This window comes from Streptomyces sp. NRRL WC-3742, assembly GCF_000720635.1.
Classification (GTDB): domain Bacteria; phylum Actinomycetota; class Actinomycetes; order Streptomycetales; family Streptomycetaceae; genus Kitasatospora.
In genome coordinates, this window is record NZ_JOCF01000013.1 from 44,351 (window position 1) to 69,157 (window position 24,807).

The window sequence follows — 24,807 nt, forward strand, 5'->3', positions numbered from 1 at the left end:
CGTCGTCCGCAGGGCGCATGTGGGAACAGCGTTCTCGGCTGGCCTTGTCGGTGCCGTCATTTAGGCTCGCGAGCCGAGACCGATAAGGGAGTCACGTGCTCGACTGTGCTCTGACCGCAGATGTTCCGCTCGGCCCGTTCGAGGGCACGCCCGTCACCGTCCATTCGGCCAAGGGCAAGAACGCCAAGCTCCATGCTGCGACGACGTGCACCCAGCTGCGTGCCCGTGACATCACGACGGCCCAGGTCCCGTTGAACGCGGAGACGATCGGCCGGATGTGCTCGCGCTGCGCGCAGTGGGGCGCGTGGGTGCGCCCGGAAACCGGCCTGGGCGTTTTCCTCAAGGAACTCGGCGGGATCGGCCTGTTGTACCAGGTGCGATCCCACACCGGGCCGGACGAGGACACCTGGTGGGACGAGAACGAGGTCCAGGCCGCCGTAGACCTGCTGCGCACCGAGCCCGCAGTCGACCCTGACAGTGAGGAAGCGGACGGCGACGACGAAGAGGCGCGCGACGAGGCCGAGCATCTGCGGGACAGTGTGTTCTCCGCCTGGCGGGATGCGGCGAGGAGCCTGCACCGGGCCCAGGCCGCTGCCGAGATGTTCCCCTGGCTCGCTGACTGGGCGGAGCCGAAACTGGCAGTGAAGAAGGAGTACCTGGAGACGCTGCGTGTGCAGGCTGCACGGTTCGTCGACCCGGACGGACTCCTGACCGGCGCGGCAGCAGCCCTCCTGGGCGAGCCGGACTTTCCCGCCGACGATCCGGCGCTGACGGCGATCGGTACGCGGGAGGAGATCAACAGGGGACTGAAGGCACTGTGGCGGGACTGGCAGCGCAAGGCCGAAGCCGGCTGGGGCCGGCCGAGTGAGCGCTCGTACATCTCCTACACGCTCACCCACGGTATGCGCTCCAACCGCAAGGGCTACGCACAGGCATGTTCCGCCGCTGACGAGCTGGTCGCGTCCTGGGAGGACCTGGCGCGTGCCGCAGCTGCCGAGGCCGAGCCCGCGCCGACCTTGCTGGTGACCGCGCATCTGTCGGAGCTCACCGACGACTCCTCGCACCGGTACGAGCGGGGATTCCTCAGCGAACTCGACAATTGGACCACCGGCGTTCTCGTCACCTACCTCGCCATCGCCGACTGGGGCCGGCGCACCCTCACCCTGCAGGTCCCGCCCCTCATCGCCGACCGACTCCTCGACTCCCGCTCCTCCCTCCTCGACTGCGAACCCCACACCACCGCCACGACCGAAACGACGACCGGTGCCGGGGCCGAAACGGCCGTGGCCCACATCAGGCCGGGGATCTTCGACGACACCCCCGTCCGTGACCGCCGGCCGTTCGCCGCTGACCACGTGCGCGCCCTGCGCGCCGTGTCGGCGGGTGACGACCAGCTGTACCTGGTCTTCTCTCCGGACGGAGGACCGGAGGTCTTGCCACTGGCGGTCGTGGAGAGGCGGCTGGCTGCCGGCTGGCGCGGAAGCATCATCGCCGGGGCCTCGGACCTGCCGGCGAGCGTCATCGAACCGTGGATCCAGGAAGTGGGGCCTCGTCCCGACGAAGACGAAGGGGAGAGCGTGTGGCGCGCCCCCGTTCGCGATCCGTACGATCCGCGGTTCGGAGAGGACCTCGGTCTCGCAGACGGCGCCCGCACCACCGCTCGCCTGAGGTACTGGAGGGAGAACCCCGAACAGGAGTTGCGATGCCTGGCCTTGGCACGCGGTGCGGCGGACCTGCGCACTCTCGACGGCGGCCCCGACCGCGACGGTCGCCGCCGCACCGTGTCCGGCGCAGTGTGGCACGGCCTGCTGGTCGGCGCTCGCCGCCTTCGCCTTCAACCGTTCGAGCAGCCTGGCACCGACCGGTGGCACGGCGGCAGCGGAATTCCGCTGGGTGTCCTCGCTGATGTACAGGTCTACACCACCGATGCCGATCCTGGCTGGCAGCGCAAGGGCCACTCACCGTTCTGCTCACACTCCGGAGAACGCGGCGTCACCGAGCACGACGACCTGCTGCGCATCGCGGACCTCCTCGCCCGCGACGACTTCGACTGGTGCAGCAAGTGCGACGGCTTCGCGGTACGGCGACTGACCGACGCCCAGCTGTCCTACTACCGGGCGGCCCACCGCCTCCACGACGTCGCCCGGAAGCTCGACCGGGACTCGGGCACCACGTACGGGACCGACTGGGAGGTGCTGGCCGTTCGGCTGAGCGAGCTGTCCGACTGGCACCCGATCGGCGAGAGGTACTGGGACGCCCCGGAGTCGTGGCGCTGGAGCGAGATCATCCGTGACCTCCGACGGCGCCTTGAGGCAGCCCGCCGCCAGGCATCCTGACGAAGAGCCCGACTGCACGGGGGTGTCCTGCGGGCGACCACGGCGCTCGCAGGACACCCCCGTGCAGTCGGGCTGGCCCGAGAGACGGGTGGCCGATCGTGCGTAGCGTGCTCAAGGGCAGCCGACAGGGCGCCGACTGCCGACTGGTGGTCTCTCAATTCTTGACGTGGTGATTCCATGATGGTGTCATTGAATCGTGCTGTATTCCGTGCCTGAGCTCGAAAATGCCGACCTGACTGTCCTTGCGGAGATCGAGGACATGCGGGATCGGCTGCGCCTGCATTTGCGCACGCCCCGCAGATGGGAGGGGCAGCTGCGGCGCAACCTGACCGCGCGGGCGATCGCGGGGTCGAACACGATCGAGGGCTACGCGGCGAGCGTGTCGGACGTCGAGGACATCATGGTCGGAGAGGCTCCGATCGAGGCGAGCGACACCGTCGCGGTCGAGATCGAGGGCTATCGGCAGGCGATGACCTACATCCAGCGCCTTGCCGACGCCGGTGAGGATTTCGCGTACAGCAAGGGGCTGCTCAACGCGCTGCACTTCATGATGCAGGGCCACCACCTGGTCAAGCGCCCCGGCTGGTGGCGCACCGGTCCGGTGTACGTCACGTCGGCCGAGGACCCCACCATCGCGGCCTACACCGCGCCGGACGCCGGCCTGGTTCCGGTGCTCACCGGTGAGCTGGTGGAGTGGCTGAACGACGGTGACCTCGGCGTGCCCGGACTCGTGCGGGCGTCGATGGCGCACTTCAACCTGGTCGCGATCCACCCGTGGTCGGACGGCAACGGGCGGATGTCCCGCGCCCTGCACACCCTGGTCCTCGCGAGGGAAGGGATCATGGCGCCGGAGTTCTCCAGCATTGAGGAGTGGCTCGGCCGGGCCCGCAACACCTATCGCTACTACGACGTTCTCGGTGAGGTCGGCGGCCCCGTCTGGACCCCCGAGCGGGAGACCCTCCGGTGGGTCCGGTTCTGCCTGCGGGCCCACCATCAGCAGGCCCAGAGCGTCGAGCGGCAGGTGAACAGCACTCGCGAGGTCTGGACCGCCCTCGACGAAGCCGTCGAGCAGCGCGGCTGGCCCGACCGCATGCTCTACGCCCTCTATCCCGCGGCCATGGGCAACCGCCTGCGCCGCGCCACGTACCAGGCCGACGCCGAACTGAGTGAGCAGCAGGCCCAGCGCGACATCCGCGAACTGGTCCGTGCCGGCTGGCTCGCCGCGAAGGGCGAGGCCCAGGGCCGCTACTACCTCGCCGGCCCAGACCTTCCCGAGGAGATCACACGCGGAGTCCGTGAGCCCCGGCCGCTGCGCGACCCCTACGCGTGACCCGGCAGGGCGGAGCTGAAGCTGCCGCACCAGCCGGGCCTTTCCCACACCCCGCCGCCCGCCATCACCGGCACTCGGTTGCCACGCGGCCAGTGCGTCTCGGCGCAGCCCGGGACTGTCACCGGGAACCGGGTGGCTTGGGCCACGCCGTTCCGTCTGCGGCAGCCGTGAGGATGTCTCCGAGGCGGAGCCAAGCGCTCGGGCCGGTGTTACCGATCGGGCTGTCGGCGAATCGCTGCCATGCCTGGCGGTCGTCTCCGAGGGCCGCTTCCACCAGGGCAATCACCCTGGGATGCGTGCTGTTGTAGCGGTGACCGCGGGCCTTCAGTGCCGTCCAGGAGGGCAGGGCCAGAACGATCTCGTCGGGGCAGTCGGGCAGGGCGAGGACCTCCCGGGCCCACGTCTCGCGGTTGGTGGGGTTGCCGCCGAGTCTGAGGCGCAGGTCACGGGTGAGGGTGCGGACGGCGTGCTGTGGGTCGGAGTGGCGGGCGAGGACGGAGGCGAACGGCGGATCGCTGCGGTGGCCGTGCCAGGCGACGGACAGCAGTGCCTTCTCCACGAGCGCGTCGTCACCGGCGTGCCGGTCCAGGTACGCGTCGAGCACCTCCGCGGTGACGGCGGACAAGTTCCGGACCGTCACATCTTCGGGGTTGCCGAGGGCCGTGCGACGGGTCGCGGGCGGCTGCGGGGCGGGGTCGGCGACGATCCGCGTGATCGCGTCCAGGAGTTCGTCGAACTGCCGCCGGTCCTCCTGGGACTTGTAGTCGTACGACTGTGGACCGGACCGGCCGCGGCGGGCGTCGCGGATCACCAGTCGAACGGTCGCTTCGACGGCCGGTGTGAGCTCGGGCAGGTGGACCAGCATGTCGCGAACCCAGCGCAGGTCGGACGCCGTGCTGATCCCGTAGAGGTCCTTCGGCTTCCAGGTCCGGAGGGCCTGCACGGCCGTTTCGGCGAAGTGCCGCCCCAGATCGGCGAGTTCGTCCGGCTGGCTTCGCCAGGTGTGGGGATCGCCGTGGGCGGGCTTGGCCTCGGTGGGGTTCAGGATGAGGCGCCACCGCCCGTCGGCGGCGTGCCTGACCCAGGAGACGGCGGAGGAGGTGCCCCAGCGGGCCTCGAAGCCGTCGCGCAGGTACAGGAACTCGATGTCCCGACGTTCGGTCTCGTCCAGGGCGGCGAGCTCGGTCGCGAAGCGTTGGCGGGCCTGCTCCTTCGAGGAGCCGTCCTGGAGGAAGGCGCAGATCCGGACAGTGAGCATGGCGGCATCGAACCGGGAAAGGTCGTCCAACGCGAGCTGCCGGAGGAGAGCTGGCTCGACCGTCCACGGAACGCCGCCGAGCAGCTGGTCGCGGACGACCCGGCTCGCCGAGGTGCCGGTGGTCATGGCGATGAGCTGGGGGTGCCGGTCGGGGTGCCGCTCGAGGACGGCCGACCACATGTGGCCCCAGGCGTCGAACGCCTTCCTGATCCGCTTGGACCAGGCGTCGGAGTCCTCGCCGTCCAGCTGCGTGTGGTCGAGGTCGTCGGGCAGGAGCGAGACGGCGGCTTCGAACACGGCGTCGTGGAGGCGCTCCGCGCGGAGGACTACCTGCGCGGGCGTCGGTTCCTTGAGGAGTTCGGGCGCCATATGTGGTGGTTTCGGCACCCGCCTGCGCAGCTCGTCGGCGACGGCCGCGCAGAGGTCGGCCGGCCGGTCGGCGGTGCCGAGGGAGCCGAGCAGGCGGTCGGAGCAGCGGCGCAACGCGTCAGCCCGCAGAACCGGATCGCAGTCGGGGTGGATGAGCGCGAGGACCACCAGCGACGTCGACCCGGCGAGGTACTCGTACTCGCTCTCGCTCTGCCGCAGCCCGTTCGCCACCGCGGCCTCCAGCAGCCAGGCGGGTGCCGAATCCCGGTACGGCTTGGCGAGTAGCGCCGCGAGGAGCGGCCCGCCCTGTTGGCCGTCGGCCACGCCACGGGCCTGTTCGGCTGCCATCCGGGCCGCCGCGGACCCGGGCTCGGCACCGGCCGCGAGAGTGGCCAGGAACTCCCCAGGTAGCCGGGTTTCGTCGGTGGCCATTCCTTGCTTCCCTCTCCCCGGTGACTCGTCAGAGCCCATCCTGCTCCCTCGGTCGGACAATCCGGGAACGAGCGACCAGACGAGGGGCGGGACTGTCACGGCTTCACCGGGGACAACTCCTCGGTGACTCGGGTACGGTGTCGGACAGGATCAGGTCCGGACCGCTGACGGCATCGGCGGAACCAGCCTCGGCCGATGCACTTTTCCACCGTCCGGAGGCGCGTCAGCAGCGTGCCCACCAGCGGAACTCCACTCTCTTTCGCGTGCCTGTACCGGGACACGCCTTCCACCGCACCGGAGTTCCCCGCATGTCCGAGCACCAACTCACCGCCGTGCCCCGCGACTTCCACTGCGAACACACTCCCAGTAAGAGCCGCGTCCTCGCACTCCTCTCCCACGACGACGGCCCCGACTCGCTCCAGGCCGTCCTCACCTGTCGTGACCCCCAACTCGCCCACCGCGCAGCCGAACTGCTGCGCCGGAGCCTGCGCCGGGCGTCCGGCGCTCTGCCTGCGGAGTCCGTCGACGGCCTGTGCGGGCAGTTGCCGGACGCCCCGGCGTCCTCGCTCCGACAGGCCGTGGCCCACATCGCCGCCGGCACCTGGCCGGCCACCGTCGGAACACACATCACCTGGCCCGAGGAGGCCGAGGTCGAGGAGTCGGGCCAGGACGACGACACCGACAGCGAGGACGGCGGCGACAACGATGAAGCCCCGGAACCCGACGGCCCCGCACCAGGCGAGCTGCGGCTTCGTGACCTGCCGGGCCACGTCGTTCGAATCACCACGCTCCGCGAGTTCCACGTCCGCGACTGGCAGGCCCTGCTGGACGCGGCCGGCGAGCAGGGCTGGGAGCCGATGCCCGCCGACCAGCTCGATGGCGGTGACCCGCACGACGTGGTCGGCGCGGTCATGTGGCTTGCCGAGCCGCCCGTTGACGTCGACGGGGCGGACAGTCTCACCGACCAAAGCCAGGGCTCGCTGCTCCAGCGGAGCAACGGCGACGAGGTCGCCGCCTGGAGCACGGAACCCGTCGTAACGGACTTCGGCCCCGGCCGACGAGATGCCAAGGCCGGGCAGCCCGCCGGGAGCGGCCCCGGCGAGGAACTTCCCGACTTCGCCACGCTCTTCACGGTGGAGACCCCACACTGCGAGGACCCGGAATGTGAGGAAGAGCGCTGCCTGTGGCAGCTGACTCCCCGCACGGCCGACCTCCTCCACACCGCCCTGTCGTGCCTGGCCGACGAGGCGTACGAGGACGCGGATGAACTCGGTGACGGACGCCTCGTACCGGATGAGCACGAAGGCAACTGGGGCGTGTTTCCACGCCTGCCGAAACTGACCTTCGCCACCGACCTCCAGTGGCGGCGCCGCTTCGCCCGCGCCGCCGACGACCTCGCCGATGACCTCGCCCACGGCCGCCGTCCGCGGCCGACCTGCACGGCCGAGGAACTCGCCCTGCATCTCGCCATTGCCGACGCCGGCGACAGCGCCGACGAGATCGAGGACGACCCCGACGACACCGAGCACAGCGCACTGCCGGTCCACCGCGACGACTACGACTTCGACGCCTGCACGGACACGTTCTTCCAGGACACTGACGTCCTCATGCTCTACAGCTCCCGCTTCGACGGCATCGAGGACCCCGACGGCGACGCCAACCGCCAGCTCGGCGTGGGCGACCTGCGCGCGCAGGCATGGTTCGAACCCTTCGGGAACGTCAAGGCCCGCGACCCCCACCGCGGCTTCCGCCGGTGATCTTCCGGGCTCGCAGCGGAGGGTGGGCGGAGGTGCGCAGGTACCTTCGCCCACCGTCCGCAGCGACCAGGAGGCTTTCGGGCCTGGAACGGTGCCCAGCCTCTTCTCGACGCGGTCGGCGAACGGGCGGTCGAACGGAACCGGGCAGCCTCCCGCAGCGGTAGCCCTTGTGTGGGCTGCCCCATTGTCGGGGAACGCCTGACCAAGGAGGTCAGAGGGTTATCCGGGGTGACTCGATCAGGCCGGCAAGACCCAGGCCCTCTTCCCCGCATGCCTCCGATTGGTCACTCTCTGCGGATGGTCAACAGGTGCCGTGCGATGAAGAAGGACATAAAGCTCTGCCGGAACCGGGTTGCCAGCCCTGGGCTCCGCTGCCACCTGCACCAGGGCCTGCCCGCCGGCCGACGTCCCGTTGAGCCGTCGTCACGCAGGCGGGCTGCGGGTGGTGCACCTGCGGCGTCGGTCGGCCGAAGGCCGCGACGGCCCAGTTCCACGGTGAATCGCCCCTCATCGAGCACACGGGCCACGCCGCCGTCGAGGACACCCTGTATCCCGGCCCAGCGCACCAGGCCCCGGCCCGCTCCGAGCCCACTGCGGGTGGTGACCTGTGCCGAGACGGACAGTGCCGCCCGCGTGTGTGCCGATCTCGTGGCGGCGGGCGGCGGTGACACCATCGCCACCCAGGCGCTGCGGCACGTGAGCGACACCACCTGGAACGCCCTCGTCGAACGCCACCGGGGAAGCGGCTGCGAGGCGCTCGCCACGCTCGCCCGCGCACTTCTGGACGGGAAGAAGTCGCTGCACGGCATCGTCGGCAATGCCGTGGGCAGGCTGCTGGCCGCCCTGGGGCGGCCCCGGATCGAGCAGGTCTTCGCACGGGAACTGGCCGCCCGCGTACCGCTGCCGTTCGGACAGGAGACCGCCGTCGCGGCGCGCGGCCTCCAAGTGGCCGGGATCTTCGTCTGCTTCACCGGCGGCGCCGTGATGCAGGACTGCGCATGTTTGCGAGACCTTCTCGAGCACGAGGGCAGGGCGCAGTTCGAGAACCTCCTCCAAGGCGCCCTCCAGGACTGGAGCGAACTGCCTGCCCGGATGCACGACGGCGCGGCCCTGCCCGGAGACGGGCAGTCCGTCGGCGACGGCCCATGGCGCTGACACCACAACCAGGACCCGACTTCGCCACCGTGGCGGAAGGGATGCGATCCATCCGAAGCGACACGGTGCCCGAGTGGTGCTCACCGGTGTCACATCGTCTCGTCGAGGACGGTCGTGCATCGGTCAGAGAGGAGTGCAGGCCCAGCCCGTGTCCGGACAGGCGTGTCGGGTTGGGCACCGTGCGGGCCCAGGGCGGCGCCCGGTGACCAGATAGCGGGTGCGGCCCTTGCAGGCCAGGCGTTGGCCGGGCCGACGTCCCAGAACGCGGCCGGTGTTCCAGGACCCGGCAGCAGGTGTAGGTCAGTTCCTATGACCGGTCACCGTACGGGGTAGCCGGCATGTTGAAGGTGAGGTTGGAGAAGTCCCGGCCCTGGACGACCGTCCCGTTGTGAGTTCCTCCGCTGATGGTGTTGTGGACGGAGCCGGCAGAATCGGCCGCTGCCTGGGTCCACCATTCGTCGAGGAGTACGCGGAATTCCGGGTCCAGAGCCGCCCGCACACCGAGGGCGGTCGCCAGTGCCTGAGCCCGTCCGGGATCGGCGGGTACCGCTTCCAGGGCGACCAGTTCCACCTCGCCCGAGCTGATGCCGGGCAGTTCCTCCTGCTCGTCCGCTCCGCCACGGCGGAACGGGCGCCGCACCAGCGCGGAGAGTCCTTGCCACGTCTGGCGTCCGGCCTCACCAGCGACGCTGCTGGCGAGTGCCGTGAGGGTAGCGGCGGTAATCGGGTCCATCGGGGTACTCCTTCGTTCCTTGGTGTCAGCGCTCTTCACGATAGGCAGATCCCGCCGGGGCGGCACGGGTTTCTTCCGATCGTCCTTGCGATTCACGGGACGCGGGATCAGCCGCGACGTCATTCCTGTCTGCGGGACCTAGTGTTGGTCCCATGTCGGAGGAGACTCGCAACAGTGTGGACGGGCGGGCGGAGACGGTGGTCCAGGCCCGGAACATCGGGGAACTGCACTTCCATCAGGATGGCGACCGCCGCCAGGGGAGGTCGATGCCGTACCAAGTACCGCCCCACACGGTGCCGTTCGAGAACCGCCAGGCCGAACAAAGGTGCGTCGAGCGGGCCGTGGCGGAGCACACTGGGGGCGCGGGCCCGCTGCTTGTTTCGCTGACCGGGATCGGCGGCATCGGCAAGACGGCCCTCGGGTACCAGCTGGCGCGCCGGTTCGCCGACCGGTTCCCGGACGGTGTGCTCCATGTCGACCTCGACGATCTGCGTCGAGACGGGGTGGTGGACGTCGCGGACGCCGTCGGCGGCATGCTCACGGCGCTGGGGGTCGCGCCGGAGTGGCTGGAGCACAGCGCCGCCGGACGTTCCAAGCAGTACTGGTCGCACACCCGGGACAAGCGGCTCATCGTCCTCATCGACAACGTGCGGTTCGGCAGTGAGGTCCGTGCGTTCCTGCCGGCCTCGGGCCGGAGCCTGGTGATCCTCGCGAGTCAGGCGCCGTTGTACGACCTCGACGGGACGGCGGCGGTGGAGGTGGCCGTCGGTCCGTTGTCGCTGGACGACGCGGTGCGCCTGCTCGGCAACATCGTGGAGGACCCGCGTCTGAAGGCCGAGCCGGATGCTGCCGTGCAACTGGCCCGGGGGTGCGAGGGTCTTCCCGCTGCTCTGCAGGTGGCGGGGCAGTGGGTGCGCAAGTACCGCAGGCGGAGTCTGTCCCGGCTGGTCGAGGAACTGACCGCCGAACTGTACGGGAAGGGGATTCCCATGGTCGAGGCCGTCTGGGACGCCGCGTACGAAGGGCTGTCGCCGGCCGCCGCACGGCTCTATCGGCTGCTGCCGCAGCATCCCGGGCCCGCCCTCGGGGAGTTGCCGGCCGCCGCCCTACTCGGCGTCGCCCCCGGACCGGCTGCGGACGCGCTGGAGGAACTGGAAGCCGCCGGTCTGCTGGAGTACAGGCCGGACGGGTACCGGATGCACGGCCTCCTGCGAGGCCACGCCGAACGCAGGGCTCGGCAGGTCGATCCGGACGCTACGGCCGGGGCGGCCGCCCGGTCTTCCGTCGTCAGGTGGTACCGCAGGCAGGCGGCCCGTGCGGACCTCGTGGCGGCCGGTCGCCGGATGACCTTCGCACCGATTGTGGAGCCGGTCGGCCCGGAGGTGGTCGACGTAGACTTCCCGGATGCGGCGGCGGCCTATCGCTGGCTGGAGTCGGCGCGGCTCGCCCTGTTCGGGTGCGTGCGGACCGCGGTCGGGGACGGGCGCCACGTGGACGCCTGGGCGCTCTGCGAGCCGCTGTGGACCCACTTCCTCGATCACCCGCACTACGCGGACGTGATCGATGCGTTCCGGCTCGGAGTCGCTGCCGCAGATCAGAGCGAGTTCCTCCCGGCCATGGTCCGCATGCGGTGTCAGCTGGCCCGTCCGCTGTGGGAGCAGGGTTTCCACGACGAGGCGGCCGAGCACGTTGATCACGCGCTGCGGGCCTCCCGGCTGTTGGACGGTGTCCTCGGCGACCGGGTACAGGAGCGCAAGCTGCAGGCATCTGCCGTGGAGTTCAGTGGGCTGCTGAAGTCTTCGAACGGCGACTTCAGCGGGGCCACCTCCGAGTTCGAGGCGTCCCGGGCGGTGCACGTGGAGATCGGGAACGAATACGGAGTACTCCTGCAGACCTACCTGCTGGGCCGGACCGCTCTGGCGGGCGGGGACCTCGGCAGCGCGGTCCGGCTGCTGGAGGAGAGCCACCGAATGGCGCGGGACCAGGCGCGTGGCCGGATGGCCTCGCGGTCGGGTTTCGAACTCGGGCGGGCGCTGCGGCTGTCAGGCCGTGCTGAGGAGGCGGAGGTCCTGGTCCGGGCTGCGCTGGACGGGGCCCGCGAACGGCGGTCGGGCTCCGATGAGGTCCGGGTACTTGAGGAACTGGCGGTACTGGCGGAAGACCGGGGTGACCTCGCCGAGGCCGAGCAGCACCGGGCGGCATCCCGGCTGCTGCGGGACGGAGGCTGAAGGGGCGGGCGGTCAGAGTTCGTGGTCGAGGTCCTCGGGGATGGGAGGGGTCACATGAACGAGCACGCTGAGCGGTCCCGTTTCGCAGGTGAGGACGACCGGGACGGAGTGTACGGCGGGTGCTGCGGTGCCGAGCCAGGCGTGTACGGCGGACACCGCTGCCACAGGATCGATGCGTGACATGCGCCCCCCGGCCCGCTGCGGCTCGATCCGGATACTGAGGAGCCCGTGCGAGCGGTGCCTGAGGAGGCACCTCTCGGCGGACAGGACCGCGGCGACGGTACGGCACCGAGGTGCCTCCTCCAGCACGTGAGTCGTCCACCCGGCGGCGGTCCAGGTGCTGGAGGCTCGTCGCGGATCGGCCGTGCCCGTCGGCCGGGCACACTGCCACAGCACGGCCGCGCTCTGCAGGGCTCGCAGCCCGGCCTTCGGATACTCGGCCGCGAGGTGGTGCACCGCGTGCGGGGTCTGTGGGGGGAAGCGTTCCACGTCGATCCGGAGGCCGTTCACCTTGGTCCGGACGGCGTGGGCCATCGCCCGGTGGCCCACGCCGTCCGGACCGGGGAATGCCTCGGCTTCCGGAGCGGCGGCGACCGGGCGCAGACCGAGCATGCCGTAGAGCGTCCGTTGCAGTTGATGCAGGGCCCGGCCCTGCCGTGCGAAGGCGGCCTCCGCGACCAGGCGGGTCTCCTGCCCGACGGCTTCCGACAGGACATCCTCCATGCGTCGCGCCTCGGTGAGCCGGGGGGCCTGCGCGAGCAACCGCGCCATGGGGCTGTCGGGGAGCAACTCGTCACCGCCGTCGTACGCGTTCACGACCGGACGGCCGAGCGCGGCGGCGTACAGAGCGGTGGACCCGTGATCGCTGACCACTGCATCGGCCGCGACCAGGAGCGACGCCCACTCCTCGTAAGGCTGGGAAAGCACCAGCCCTGCGGCCAACGCGGGGGCCAGCCGACGGGAGAGGTCGAACGCGCCGGTCCGGCTGTGCTCGTTCGGGTGAAGGATCAGGGCGACCTGGAAGGTGTCCTGGGGCAGCAGGTCGAGCAGTTCGCCAGGCAGCTCGGGGCGTCGGGACAGGAGGGACTCCGGTCCCCAGGTCGAGGTGAGCACCACCAGCTGTCGCCACCCTGTACCCAGGGCGTCGCGGTAGTGAGCACGATGGCCGACCGATGCCAGAAGCCGGTCAAGGGTGGGATCCCCGACCACGTCGGCTCGACCCGCCAGGGAGGGGCAGTAGTGGGCCAGAAGGGCTACCTGATCGTCATGGGCGAGGGCATGCAGGTCGGCCCAAGGGACACCGTCCGGAAGCAGGTAAGCAGGATCGAGCCCCGAGGGTATGCCTGGCGAGCCATCGTCGCGGACGGCCTTGTTGAAACCCGCCCCGTGGGGGAGCAGGACTCGTGGGCCGGAGAGTTCGCGCAGTTCACCCTTGGGGCTCGCAGCCAGCACCAGGTCGTGGTCGGTGCGGAGGGCTTCCTCCCACGGAACGGTGCGGGCACCGGACCGGTCGAGCGCGGCGAGGGCCGAGACACCGAAGTCGGAGCCCGGGGCGAGAGTGAAGCGGGTGGTGATGCGCTGGTCCCCGAGGAACACCGGCAGCACGTCCAGAAGCCGGTGAAGTGCCCCGGCAGAACGCACCGCGATCAGGACTGCCCGCTGCCCGCTGCCCGCTGCCCGCTGCCCGCTGCCCGCTGCCCGCTGCCCGCTGCCCGCTGCCCGCTGCCCGCAAACCGACAATTCTATCGGCTTGGATGGATTCAATACAAGATGGTGGAGGGGTGGCGGACTCGACCTTGTGGGCCTTGTGTGGCATACCCCGATCGTATCGATCGAACCGCCGTCCTTCTGAGGGTTCCTTCCAGTAACGTGACTTCATCGGGGATCCGGAAGGCGGTGGGCTGTGTGAGCGGGCGGGAGAACGTGGAACAGCCGCTGCCGCAGCACGTGGTCAACAGTCTGCCGGGGAACGTGCACGGCCAGATCGCCCAGGTCGGCAGCGTTCACGGGGGCATCACCTTCAACTACCACGCGTCGCAGTCCCCGGACCAGGTGTCCCGCCGTCCTGACCAGGTCCCCCGGCCGCCGCATCGCTTCGTCAACCGCGAGTGGGCGCTCGCTGAGCTGGACGGTGTATTGGCTGACGCCGAGGATGTCAGGGGCTGCCCTATCGGGGTGTTCAGCGGTCTTCCCGGCATCGGGAAGAGTGCCGCTGCCCGGCAGTGGGCTCACCGTCACCAGGAGCGCTTTCCGGGTGGCCAGTTCTACGTGGACTTCGGGGCCCTGTCCGGTGGTGCCGGCGGGGACGTGTCGGAAGCGCTCGCGATGTGTCTGCGGGGCCTGGGTGTGTACGACCCCTACCTGCCGGCCAGGCTCGCCGACCGTGCCGCGCTCTACCGGACCCTGTCAGCCGACCGGCGGATGCTGGTGGTGCTGGACGACGTCAGCCAGCCGGCACAGGTCACCGCGCTGCTGCCCCAGGGCGTCGGCAGCGCGGTGCTCGCCACCAGCACCTGGAGGTTGGGAGAACTCGCCCTCGACGGGGCCACACTGCTCCACCTCGACGTCCTCGACCGGGACAGCTCACTGGAGCTCCTGGCTGCGCTCTGTGAGCAGCGGCGGGTCGATGCCGAGCCGGACGCTGCAGGAGAGCTGGTCGGGCTGTGCGGGGGGCTGCCGATGGCGCTGCGGCTTTGCGCCGCCCGTTTGATGACCCACCGGCGGCTGACGATCGGAGCGCTCGTCGATGAACTGGCCGACGAGCAGAGCCGGTTCGCACGGATCGCTGCATCGGCCGGCAGAGAGGAGCGAACCATGGCGGCCGCACTCGAACTCGTCTACCGGGACCTCCCTGACACCGCCGCGAAGGTCTATCGCATCCTGGGCTGTCTGCCCAACCAGGCGTTCGACACCGCTCTGACGGCGCTGGTGTCCGGGCACTCCCGGGAGGCCGCCCAGGAGGCGCTCGACACCCTTGAGGCAGCGAGCCTGCTGACAGGCTCCGAGGACGGCCGGTACACCGTGCACGGCCTGGTCCGGCTGCACGCAAGGGACATGTCCCGGCGGCTCGACCCGCCCGGAACGGAGCGGGAGGTGGTCCGCTTGGCGAGCGGCCACTACAGGGCCCTGGCACTGCTGGCGGACCTTGCGGTCCGGGCCGACCGCCTGAGGATCACCGAGCCCACCGAAGTCCTCGGATCCGGTGCCCGCGACCCGGAGAGCAGCGGCAACGGGCCGTTCGAGAGCTCGGGCAATTCCCGGCAGGACGCCCTGGACTGGCTGGAAGCCGAACGCGGTGACATTCTCGCGGTCCTCAGGGCCGCCGCGACGTTCGGCTTCGACCGTCATACGTGGCAACTGACGGAGGCGTTCACCGTGCTCTTCCTGCACCACCGGCACGTCGCGGACTGGCGCGAGTCCCTGGAGTTGGGAGCCGCCGCAGCGAACCGCGACGGACAACCGGCGGCCGAGGCAAGGCTGCGCAGCCTGCTCTCCCGGCCGCTGCTCGACCTGGGCCGGGACGACGAGGCGCGCGAACATCTGGAGACCGCGGACCGTTTGGCGGTGGAATCGGGCCGCATCGACCTCCAGGCATCGGTGCAAGAGTTCCTGGGCCGCTACTGGGACCGGCACGACCCGGCCCGCGCAGCCGACGCGTACCGGGCCTCGCTCGCGCTGAACCTCCAAGCCGGAGAGGGGCGCGGCGCCGCGCTGGCCCGGTACTTCCTCGGCTGCGCACAGAGCGTCGGTGGCGATCACGTCGCCGCCCTGGCCGGCCTTGCAGAGGCGAGAGCGGGCCTCCTCGCCCGCGGAGACGCCCGGATGGCGGCGCGGGTGCTGGCCGACCTGGGCCGAACGAAAGCACGCCGCGGAGACCGTGCAGGGGCGGTGACCGATTTGCGGCAGGCCGTCACAGACCTTCGCGCAGAGGGGGCGTCCCACTACGAGGCACGGGCCCTGGAGGACCTCGCGGACCTGCTGGACGATCCGGCGGAGACGCGGGACTGCCTGCGCAGGGCACTCGCGGTCTACGAGGAGGGCGGGAGCCCCCACGCGGCGGAGGTCCTGTCCCGGCTCACCAGCGGCTGACCGGTCGAGGACGAATGCTGGTCCCGGAGCAGCAGTTCCTGCCCGAGCGAGCCGCGACGCACCGTCACTGTGACGCCGATCGGTGGTACGCCGAGGCGTAGACAGGTGTACACCGCTGCGGCAGCGGTTCCTGGATCCGGGCATGAACCGGATACGGCGGCGACTTCGACCGTCCCCCCACCACGCACGCCGACCAGGCACCCACTCTCACCGGAGACAGCGGCCAGCCGGGCACCGGGGGAATCGGCCAGCAGCTCGGTGATCCGCCGTCGGCCGTCTTCGGAGGAGAAGACGGCCGCGCGGACCAGGACGGTGGTGGCGCTCTCGGCGAGCCGAGTGTCCGGCTCGTCCACGTCGGAGGCCAGATGCCGGAAAGTGTCCGCAGTCTCCGCCAGTTCGCCCGCCAGCACGGCCGGGAACCGCTCCAGCTCCACCTCGACCGCGCCTGCCTGGACACTGGTAACCGTGGTGCGGACCAGGTGCGAACAAGGCGGTGTGGCGCCGGGGAGCGGCAGCGGGAAGGCGCGAGCGGTACGGGAGGGCCGTTTCGGAGGGGCCAGGCCGAGCAGGTCGTAGACCGTCTCCCGGAGCCGGGGGAGTGCCTCGCCGGGAGCGGCGAACGCCATGGAGGTGACCAGGTCGTAACGGTCCGGGCGGTGATCGGCCAGGGCTGCCTCGAGCTGTACGGGCAGGGGCTGTGAAGTGTCCAGCCAGGGGGCCTTCGCGCGCAGGGCCCAGCCTGCGGTGTCGGGGACGGCTTCGGAGCCGAAGGCGGCGAGCAGGACAGGCCGTCCGATCGCTGCACCGTACATCGTCACCGATCCGTGGTCCCCGATCACCACATCTGCGGCGACCAGAGCCTGCTGCCAGCCGTCCGTAGGGTCGATGGTGGTCAGTCCGGCCTCCACAGCCGTCCGCTGGAGGACGCCCACCTGCCAGGCGCCGTGCCCGGACCAAACATTGGGGTGCAGGACCAGAGCGACCCGGTACTCGTCGGTCGGGAGCAGTGCCAAGAGCTCGGCAGGCAGCCCCGGGTGGCGTCCGGCCAGCGACTCCGTGCCCCAGGTCGAGGTCACCAGTACCAGTCGCTGACCGGGGAGCAGACCGAGGGCCGACCGATACCGTTCGCGCCACCGCTCGCTGGCGAGGAGACGGTCGTAGCAGGGGTCGCCCACCAGCACTGTCCTGCCGACCGTGCCGGGGTGGAAGGACGCCAACTGGGCCTCCTGGGCGGGGTGCGACACCGCGAGCCAGGCCCGGCGGGCCGCCAGCAACGCGTCTGGGACCAGGCCGGACAGCCGCGTGCCCGGACCGGCCGAGTCCGGAACCTGCTTCTGGAAACCGATGCCGTGGGGCAGGACCAGGACCGGGTACCCGCCCGGCGGGACGGTGAGGTTCTCCGACGCGGAGATCACCAGATCGGGAGAGCACTCGGCCAGCTGCGGCCACAGCATGGTGCGACAGCCCAGCGAGCGCAGCTGGTCGAGGACACCGTCGTTGAAGGCGGACGTCGGGTCATACGCGAAGACCACGGAGACTCGGGCGTCATCGCGGAGTACCTCCGGAACCACATCCAGCACGCGTACGAGCGAAGTGACCGTCCGCGCGGCCACGACCACGGTTCGCTCGCCCTCGAACGTTCGCCAGCGGTGGGCATCCGCCCCCACAGGGACGTGAATGCGCTCATAGGGATCCATCGTGTACCTCCGCTCGACCGCAGGATCCCACAGCGCAGATCAGGCGGCTCGCGGCTCGCGGCTCGCGGCTCGCGGCATTCTCCATACCGCACGGCGGCACGTAGGGCAACCGTTCCACCTCCCTGCTGCCAGAAGCGAGCAACGCCGAGCCGTGCACAGGCTCCGTACAGGTGCCAAGCCTATCCGCTCCTGAGAAACCCACTGGTCAGGAGCATGGAGAGCCAACCCAACACGGGATCGCGCACCCAGGTCCGGCTTCTGCCCGGAGCAGGCGGTGAGTCAGTACCCGTGCCGCGCTGATCCAGCCCAGACTTACACCTGCCTGGGTTCGTCGCGGGTGAAGAGCCACAGGCCGATGTACAGCGGGGCAAACACGAGGGCAAGGACGAGACACACCACAGAGGCCGAAACGATGCTCCACCTGTCCCGGAGGCCACGGGGATTCCTGCCCGCGATCCAAAGACCACAGACGCCGACCACCCCGATATTGAGGACCGTCCACCAACTCCAGCCACACTGGGTTAGAGCCGAGGCAGCCAGCACGGTCGTCGACGGGCCGCGCCAGTCCAGGGACTTCCCCACGTCCCAGCCGTCATGAGGGGGTTGTGGTAGGGAAAGGATGCCGAGCGCGACCAATGCTGTGGCGACGAACGAAATTCCAATGGAGTGTGACGCAACCCAGGCTGTGATGGGAACCGTCCATTCGGAAGGAGCAGCCAGACTGCTGCAGGCTGCGGCCAGCCCTGAGAGTGGGGTGCCTCCGTGCGTCAGACCGTACACAGCTGCGCATCCGGCCAGCGATGCCACTAACCGCCAGAGCAAGCCCGTCCAGCTCCAGTAGGCGCGCCTGATCGCCCTATTCATCACATGTATGCCGCCATGGACGGACCCTGCCTGAATGAGAGTTCCATTGACCTGCCCACCATGGACCGCGTTGTGGCTGTCGTGGTTCTTCACGGCCTGGACAGTAGCGCGGCAAGCGGACAGCCACCGCCCCTGGCCGAAACGGAGGTCCCCCAACCTGCGTGGTGGCTGATCAACTCCCTTTCGGGCTCGCCGTACAAATTCGCGAGCCGGGTCGCTCGGGTTCAGCGGTTGGTGCCCGCGTTTCGGGACTGTTGCCGCTGCCATGCCCCGGGGGCGGTGAAGGGAACCCAGCCGCGTACGTGCCGGGGCTCGATGTACAGCACGTTTTCGATCCGGTTGTGGGGTCCCCAGCCCACGCCCACGCCGCCCGTCACCAGCACGAAGGCGCCCGGCGGGACGTGCCAGCCTTCGAACCAGGCATCGTGGGTGTCGCCGGAGTCGCACCAGTGGACCACTGCCTTCGACCCGCGCTTGCCTCGCTGGTAGACGTTCGCCACCCGCAGCATTCGGGTGCCGGCCCCGTGGTGGGCCTCCTGCTCACGCAACAGCCAAGTCCACTGGGAGGCCAGTGCCTCCTGGCGCCGTCGGCTCCGTACCCGCGATACCAGCAGCAGAGGGCCGAGTACGCAGGCTGCCAGGAGGAGCACGAGGAGGTGCGGGGTCACGTTCGCCATGGCCCTATCTATACCCGACAAGCCCCTTCGTGTGCCATGCAATCCTGCCCGCGGCAGACGCCTGAAGGGCCATTCGTATTCGATCAATTATCGGTGGTGCACGTCACACTTCGCCGCATGATCGGCCAACTTCCTTTCCCTGTCGGAGGACCAGCGATCCAGAGCTTCGGGCTCCAAGATGCCAGCGCCCGGCAGGTCAGTTCGACCTCGTCGGTGCGCTTGCGGAGGCGCGAGGGTCGTCGGGCTGGCGTGACGCCCGCAATCCCGGGCCAGCGTCCTGTGCTGGGCAGCAGAACGGCTCTGGCCAGCGGGTTCGACACCAGTAGTGTCCGCGGAGGAAGGTAGGGGCTTGGCGGCGTCCGCCAGGCGGCGGACGGCGCGAGGCCCGGCCCGATGGCGAGGAGCGGCAGTGAGCGATCGAAGCGCTATCGAGTGGACGGAAGCAACCTGGAATCCGACCACCGGCTGCGACCGCGTGTCCGCCGGCTGCGACAACTGCTACGCCCTGACCCTGGCCAAGCGTTTGAAGGCGATGGGCGCCGCCAAGTACCAGACGGACGGAGACTCGCGAACGTCCGGCCCCGGCTTCGGACTTGCACTGCACCCGGACGCCCTCGACATCCCGAGGCGATGGCACAGCCCCCGGGTCGTGTTCGTGAACTCCATGAGCGACCTCTTCCACGCCCGGGTGCCGCTGCCGTTCGTCCGGGACGTGTTCCAAATCATCGCCGACACTCCCCAGCACACCTATCAGGTACTGACGAAGCGATCCCTGCGGCTGCGCCGGGTCGCCGACCGGCTGGAGTGGCCCGGCAATCTCTGGATGGGCGTGTCGGTCGAGGACGGGAGTCAGCTCGGTCGCGTCGACGACTTGAGAGCCGTCCCGGCCGCGGTCCGGTTCCTCTCGCTGGAGCCGTTGCTCGGACCGCTGCCGGGCCTGGATCTCGACGGCATCGGCTGGGTGATCGCCGGTGGTGAGTCCGGCCCCCACCACCGTCCGATGGACCCCGCATGGGTCACCGGAATCCGCGACGCCTGCCAGACGGCCGGCGTGCCGTTCTTCTTCAAGCAGTGGGGCGGCCGAAACCCCAAGGCCCGCGGCCGCGACCTCAACGGCCGGACCTGGGACGAGATGCCCGCACGGGAGCCGCTCACCGCCTCCTGATCCAGTGCGCCACGCACGCCCCCTGGTCGCGCCGTGACGATTGTGTGATCCTGCCACCGGCAGCGACGGCTCACCGTACCGGGGAGACACATGGCGGCACCGAAGGACGTCATCTGGCCACGCGATCCGCACACCGCCGCCAAGCACGCCCTGCTGCGGCGCTACCTCCAAGCCTGGGCACCGATCATGCTCAGCCGCAACGAAGTCGTCACCTACGCCGAAGGGTTCGCAGGCCCTGGCATCTACCGGGACGGCGAGCCAGGCTCGCCTGTCATTGCCCACCAGGTCTTCTCCGGAGCGCTTCGGCGCAGCCCCCAAAGGGTGAAGATGGTGCTGGTCGAGGAGAACGGCCGGCGCAAGACCGAGCTGGAACGCCGCATCGCGGCAGCCGTCGACTCGTCCGGCAGCCGAGGCGACCGGCTCGACGTACACATCGCCCAGGGCCAGTGCCACCCCGACCTGCTGCAGCAACTGGACCGGACCGGCAGCCTCCACCACCCCATGTTCGTCCTCCTCGACGGCTTCGGCGGCCCGGACGTCCCCTTCCCCCTGCTGCAACGGATCGCCACCCAACACCGCAGCGAGGTGATGGTCACCTTCCAACCCGCCTTCCTCGTACGGTTCTCCGAGAAGGCCGAGCACCACCGCTCAGCCGGAGACGCCTTCTTCGGCGGCACCCAATGGCACGGCGTCTTCCAGCAGCCGTCATCCCGGAAAGCCGCCTACCTGCGCGACCGCTACCGCGAGTCCCTCGGACGCGCCGGCTTCCAGCACACCCTCGTCTTCGAGATGATCGACGAAGCCGGCCACCTCCTCTACCTGATCTTCGGCACCCGCCACGAACGAGGCGTGGAGAAGATGAAAGACGCCATGTGGGTCGTCGACACCACCTCCGGCGTCCGCTACCGCGACCCCAAGGACCCCAACCAGCAGGCCCTCGAGCTCGAACTCGAACCGGACACCGGACCGCTGCGCCGCATCCTGCTCGACCACCTGAGCACCGTGGCGGCAGCCCGCAGCGTCGACCAGCTCAAGAAGTTCGCCCTCCTGGAGACCGTCTACCGCCCGACCCAGGTCATACCGCTCCTCAAACGGATGCGCGACCAGGAGGAGGTCAACGTTTCCCCGGGTCGGATCACCGGCACCAGTACCGTCACCGCCGTGCGCCAGGACGCGTTGTTCTGACGGTTCGAGGGCCTTGCCCCCAAGTGGGTGCCGATGCGGGCGATCCCAGTGCCTGGCGGCGCCTCGCCTCGCTGCCGCACGAGCTACGTCGCCGCGCGACCAAAGCAACGGCCACGGAGACCAGTGGCTCGTACCCGGCCGATCAGCGGCCGGGTACGAGGGCCTGACACCCGACTGCCTACGCCGCCTTGCCGAAGTGGTGGTCGACCGATGAAGCGGGCTGGTCGGCGACCTCGGCGTCCGCACGGTCGAGTGCGGAGGCGAGTGCGTCGACGGCTTCGTCGGCGGAGTCTTTGAGGAGGTGGCCGTAGAGGTTGATGGTGATGGCGAGGGTGGAGTGCCGGAGGGTCTTGGAGACGACGGCGATGGGGATGCTTTCGGCGATCATGATGCTGGCGGCGGTGTGGCGCAGGTCGTGCAGCCCGATCCTGGGGAGGTCGAGTTCGGCGGAGCGCTTGCGGAGCTGGTCGAGGACCCACTGCGGGCGAAGCGGTGAGCCGTCCGGGTTGGCGAAGACAAGGCCCTCCAGGCGCCTTTCGGGGTGGGCAGCCATCTGGAACGCGGCCTGGCGGTGAAGGGCGGCCATGGCTCTGGGGGAGAGGCTGATCCAGGCGCGGCTGGCCTCGGTCTTGGGCTCGCGGAAGAGGATGCCGTTGTTGTTGACGGCCGCCAGGGTCCAGCGGACGTAGAGCTTGCGGTCCATGAGGTGGACGTCGGACCAGTGCAGGGCCAGGATCTCGCCGCGGCGCATGCCGGTGCCGAGCATGACCTCGAACAAGTCGCCCAGCCGGTCCGCGTAGTGCTCCGCGTTGTGGCGCAAGAACGCCGCGGCCTCGTCCGGGGTCCAGCAGGTGCGCTCCGCGGCGCGGGGCCTGGGCGGAACACTGTGCTTGGCCGGGTTGTAGCGCAGCCGCCACGTGCGCACCGCGTGGTTCAGCGCGTTGCGCAGCGTCGAGACCACTCGGTAGACCGTGACCCGACCCCGGCCGACCTTGCGCTGCGCGGCCACCCAGGCGTCGACGTGCTTGGGCCGCAGATCGGGCAGCCGGCACTGGCCGAAGGCGGGGACGAGATCCCGCTCGACGCAGTCCTCGTACCCGGCGTAGGTGTTCGGCGCGAGCTCCTCCTTCTTCGCCGCCAGCCACTGCCTCAGGAAGCTCGCCACCGTCGTACGGCGGTCCTCGTAGACGCCCCGCAGCTCACCGTTCAGCACCGCCTTCATCTCCCGGGCCGCCTCGGCGCGGGTGGCGAACCCACCGCGCCGGCGGGTCTTGCGATTCCCGTCCTCGGGGGCAAGGTCGACGCAGTACGTCCACCTCCCGTGCTTCAGATCCCCGGCCAGCCGCGGACACCACGGCCCCAACTGCCTCCCGTGACTGTCCGAACAACCACACCGTCGGTACACCCGACCCCGCTGCGCACGCTGTCCCATGAACTTCTCCTTCTCTCGGACTGGGTGGTGCCTCTGAGACCAGAGTGGCTGCTGTGCTGAGTGTGGCGGCAGAGCGCGCGGGGCGGTGCGCGAAGCATTCAGCACCACACGGCGAAGACACGCTCAAGACGACACACCGCCCGGAAGATCACCATCCGTGACCAGTGGGTAAGCGACCGTGATCCGCCCGCAGGCGCCGGCCCCGTGGGTCGGCTGGCGGCGTCGGCATGAGGGCAGCCGGGCTGGCGTGAGGCCGCTTGCTGAAGGCCCGACAGGTCTCGATCACAGGCAGTATCCGCGGTGGAGTGGTCGGCCTGGGGACCATTTTGGGACCACACGGGATGAGCGCCCATGAACGCTGATGGTCGAAAACGGACGCTTGTGCGCAAAGTAAACGCTGAGCCACGGTCAGCAGTCCGCAGCGCCACTTCCGCAGAGAAGTCCCAACTCACGTGCACCTCATGGTGATTGAGCAACAAGAAGGCCGATACCTCGGGGTCTCGGCTGTCGACAATAAGTGAACCCCTTGACTGGGGGTCAAGGGGTCGCAGGTTCAAATCCTGTCGTCCCGACTTGCTTAACTGCAGGTCGTAGGCCGTTTCCACCGGATGGTGGGAGCGGCCTTGACGCGTTTTCGGGGCCTTGTGAGTGCATTGTGAGGGCGGGTTTTCGCCCGAGCCGAGCGCGCCAGGGGGCGCGGTGCCTCAACTTGCCTTCCGTAGCTGGGTTCTGGTGACGACCCTCTGGTTGTGGACTCGGGTGGTGTGATCCCCGGGTGTGCGTGGGCCTGGGAGTTCGATGGGGCCGGCTGAGGTGAGGGCGTGGTCGACGGCGTCGCGGGCGGCCTGGGTGGTGAGGTGGCCGTAGATGTTCGCGGTGGTGGACAGGGTGGCGTGCCGGAGGGTCTTGGAGACGACGGTGAGGGGGACGCCGGCGGTGATGGAGATGGTGGCCGCGAGGTGGCGAAGGTCGTGGACGGTGGTGCGGGGGACGCCGAATTCGCGGCAGAGGCGGTGGAAGTGGTTGAGGACCCGCTGGCCGCTCAGCTGCCGTTCCAGAACGGTGATCTGATGGCGTAGGGCCAGGATCTCCATGTCCTTCTCGCGGTCGCTCATCGACAACAGTCGCAGCATCGCGAACGCGTTCGTCACACCCAGGTACGCCAGTCGTAGCAGCACGGTCGATCATCATGCCGCGGAGCTCGTCGGCTCTGCCAGAGCGCCGACCCGACTGACGAGGTCGGCACTTGTGCACCCTTCTCTCACCAGGACGGATGAGGTTCTCGGTAGGGGCAGGGTTCCATGGGACGGCCTCTGCTCACTGCCGGCGGTATCGGTGACGCGCCGGGGCTGCAGGCCCGAGGGGAGTATGCGTCGGTGATTCCCTGGGGCAAAGGAATTTCCGTTGACCGTTCGGAAGCGGCTGCCCTTCCCCGATGACAAGGAGAATCGGGCGGCAGTGCCCCACAGGGCCCTGCCGCCCGATTCACGGATGCCTTGGTTCGGTCACCTCAATAATTCAGGAAGCGGAATTCCGCAGTCCACGGAGCTGCTCATCGACCTTCACCAGCTCGTCGAGCATGGCCTTCGCCGCACCGGTGGCGATCTCGTTCGGGTGGTAACCGTCCTCGTCGACGTTGTTCATCGCGAACGGCAGCGACACCGCGTCGAGCACGGGCATCATGCGCAGCGTGGAGACCACCTGCTTCGTCATCTGAACCGCACGGGTACCTGCGGAGACGCCGCCGTAGCTGACGAATCCGACGGCCTTGTAGGCCCACTCCGCGTTCAGGTAGTCGATCGCGTTCTTCAGGACCGCGCTGATGCCGTAGTTGTACTCCGGCGTCACCATGATGAAGGCGTCGACACCGTCGACCAGCTCACTCCACTTGACGGTGTGGTCGTGAATGTAGGTGCGGAGGCGGGGGTGGTGCGGCTCGTCGAAGAAGGGGAGGTTTATCTCCGCGAGGTCGATCAGCTCAACCTCGTCGAAACCACCGTGGGAACGCGCCTCCTCGGCCATCCACTGCGAAATCGGCAGACCGATCCGGCCGGGGCGGGTGCTTGCGATGATAATGCCCAGCTTGGTCATTCTTCTCCT

The 24,807-nt window shown here is 69.5% G+C and carries 16 protein-coding genes; 8 read left to right on the forward strand and 8 right to left on the reverse strand.

All coding sequences use genetic code 11. From position 1 onward, the window contains the following. The first annotated feature begins 95 nt into the window (after positions 1–95). On the forward strand, positions 96–2,336 hold the full coding sequence (locus tag IH61_RS0110535; protein ID WP_051836748.1) for a hypothetical protein: 2,241 nt from the start codon (positions 96–98) through the stop codon (positions 2,334–2,336). 196 nt (positions 2,337–2,532) lie between these two features. After that, positions 2,533–3,666: a Fic family protein gene (locus IH61_RS0110540; RefSeq protein ID WP_031068091.1), complete on the forward strand. Its 1,134-nt coding sequence runs from the start codon at positions 2,533–2,535 to the stop codon at positions 3,664–3,666. Between the two features lie 118 nt (positions 3,667–3,784). Here IH61_RS0110540 and IH61_RS0110545 read toward each other — a convergent pair whose 3' ends face one another. Further along, positions 3,785–5,725: a hypothetical protein gene (locus IH61_RS0110545; RefSeq protein WP_031068094.1), complete on the reverse strand. Its 1,941-nt coding sequence runs from the start codon at positions 5,723–5,725 to the stop codon at positions 3,785–3,787. Between the two features lie 308 nt (positions 5,726–6,033). Between IH61_RS0110545 and IH61_RS44375 the strand changes: the two genes are divergently transcribed. Continuing rightward, positions 6,034–7,482 carry a hypothetical protein gene (locus IH61_RS44375; RefSeq protein ID WP_051836749.1) on the forward strand — a complete coding sequence of 483 codons (1,449 nt, stop codon included), beginning with the start codon at positions 6,034–6,036 and terminating at the stop codon, positions 7,480–7,482. Positions 7,483–8,115: 633 nt separating this feature from the next. Next, positions 8,116–8,637, forward strand: a complete 522-nt coding sequence (locus tag IH61_RS0110555; RefSeq protein ID WP_158844877.1) for a hypothetical protein — start codon at positions 8,116–8,118, stop codon at positions 8,635–8,637. 307 nt (positions 8,638–8,944) lie between these two features. Here the strand turns inward: IH61_RS0110555 and IH61_RS0110560 are convergent, their stop codons facing one another. Next, positions 8,945–9,370, reverse strand: coding sequence for a hypothetical protein (locus IH61_RS0110560; RefSeq protein ID WP_031068100.1), 426 nt, complete (start codon positions 9,368–9,370; stop codon positions 8,945–8,947). A gap of 152 nt (positions 9,371–9,522) precedes the next feature. Between IH61_RS0110560 and IH61_RS0110565 the strand changes: the two genes are divergently transcribed. Next, positions 9,523–11,598: an NB-ARC domain-containing protein gene (locus IH61_RS0110565; protein WP_031068102.1), complete on the forward strand. Its 2,076-nt coding sequence runs from the start codon at positions 9,523–9,525 to the stop codon at positions 11,596–11,598. A gap of 12 nt (positions 11,599–11,610) precedes the next feature. Here IH61_RS0110565 and IH61_RS0110570 read toward each other — a convergent pair whose 3' ends face one another. Beyond that, positions 11,611–13,203 (reverse strand): translation initiation factor 2, encoded by a 1,593-nt coding sequence (locus IH61_RS0110570; RefSeq protein WP_234327120.1) that lies wholly within the window; start codon positions 13,201–13,203, stop codon positions 11,611–11,613. Between the two features lie 318 nt (positions 13,204–13,521). On the opposite strand from IH61_RS0110570, the gene IH61_RS0110575 reads away from it, so the two are divergent. Then, positions 13,522–15,687: an NB-ARC domain-containing protein gene (locus IH61_RS0110575; protein WP_051836785.1), complete on the forward strand. Its 2,166-nt coding sequence runs from the start codon at positions 13,522–13,524 to the stop codon at positions 15,685–15,687. Here IH61_RS0110575 and IH61_RS0110580 read toward each other — a convergent pair. Together IH61_RS0110580 and IH61_RS42780 are read right to left on the reverse strand one after the other, a co-directional pair. After that, entirely contained in the window at positions 15,627–17,219 is a 1,593-nt protein-coding gene (locus IH61_RS0110580) for a hypothetical protein (RefSeq protein WP_324607592.1), read from the reverse strand. The genes IH61_RS0110575 and IH61_RS0110580 overlap by 61 nt on opposite strands. Before the next feature lie 1,253 nt (positions 17,220–18,472). Next, positions 18,473–18,925, reverse strand: a complete 453-nt coding sequence (locus IH61_RS42780; RefSeq protein WP_051836750.1) for a hypothetical protein — start codon at positions 18,923–18,925, stop codon at positions 18,473–18,475. A 409-nt stretch (positions 18,926–19,334) separates the two neighbouring features. On the opposite strand from IH61_RS42780, the gene IH61_RS0110595 reads away from it, so the two are divergent. Both IH61_RS0110595 and IH61_RS0110600 read left to right on the forward strand, forming a co-directional pair. After that, positions 19,335–20,090 carry a DUF5131 family protein gene (locus tag IH61_RS0110595; protein WP_031068113.1) on the forward strand — a complete coding sequence of 252 codons (756 nt, stop codon included), beginning with the start codon at positions 19,335–19,337 and terminating at the stop codon, positions 20,088–20,090. Positions 20,091–20,180: 90 nt separating this feature from the next. Next, a complete protein-coding gene (locus IH61_RS0110600; protein ID WP_051836752.1) occupies positions 20,181–21,275 on the forward strand; it encodes a three-Cys-motif partner protein TcmP in 1,095 nt (364 codons plus the stop codon). Between the two features lie 178 nt (positions 21,276–21,453). Here IH61_RS0110600 and IH61_RS40690 read toward each other — a convergent pair whose 3' ends face one another. The 3 genes from IH61_RS40690 to IH61_RS0110615 all read right to left on the reverse strand — a co-directional run bounded on the left by IH61_RS40690 (position 21,454) and on the right by IH61_RS0110615 (position 24,798). Continuing rightward, complete coding sequence (locus tag IH61_RS40690) at positions 21,454–22,707, reverse strand: tyrosine-type recombinase/integrase (protein ID WP_078910993.1); 1,254 nt, start codon at positions 22,705–22,707, stop codon at positions 21,454–21,456. A 704-nt stretch (positions 22,708–23,411) separates the two neighbouring features. Then, on the reverse strand, positions 23,412–23,885 hold the full coding sequence (locus IH61_RS48380; RefSeq protein WP_037972238.1) for a tyrosine-type recombinase/integrase: 474 nt from the start codon (positions 23,883–23,885) through the stop codon (positions 23,412–23,414). Positions 23,886–24,225: 340 nt separating this feature from the next. Further along, complete coding sequence (locus IH61_RS0110615; protein ID WP_031068120.1) at positions 24,226–24,798, reverse strand: NADPH-dependent FMN reductase; 573 nt, start codon at positions 24,796–24,798, stop codon at positions 24,226–24,228. Positions 24,799–24,807 lie beyond the last annotated feature (9 nt).

Excerpts from the sequence above, each read along its gene's own strand:
- IH61_RS42780 (WP_051836750.1), bottom strand. The coding sequence starts at position 18,925 with ATGGCGAACGTGACCCCGCACCTCCTCGTGCTCCTCCTGGCAGCCTGC.
- IH61_RS0110600 (WP_051836752.1), top strand. The coding sequence starts at position 20,181 with ATGGCGGCACCGAAGGACGTCATCTGGCCACGCGATCCGCACACCGCC.
- IH61_RS0110545 (WP_031068094.1), bottom strand. The coding sequence starts at position 5,725 with ATGGCCACCGACGAAACCCGGCTACCTGGGGAGTTCCTGGCCACTCTC.
- IH61_RS0110615 (WP_031068120.1), bottom strand. The coding sequence starts at position 24,798 with ATGACCAAGCTGGGCATTATCATCGCAAGCACCCGCCCCGGCCGGATC.
- IH61_RS0110565 (WP_031068102.1), top strand. The coding sequence starts at position 9,523 with ATGTCGGAGGAGACTCGCAACAGTGTGGACGGGCGGGCGGAGACGGTG.
- IH61_RS0110560 (WP_031068100.1), bottom strand. The coding sequence starts at position 9,370 with ATGGACCCGATTACCGCCGCTACCCTCACGGCACTCGCCAGCAGCGTC.
- IH61_RS44375 (WP_051836749.1), top strand. The coding sequence starts at position 6,034 with ATGTCCGAGCACCAACTCACCGCCGTGCCCCGCGACTTCCACTGCGAA.
- IH61_RS40690 (WP_078910993.1), bottom strand. The coding sequence starts at position 22,707 with ATGGGACAGCGTGCGCAGCGGGGTCGGGTGTACCGACGGTGTGGTTGT.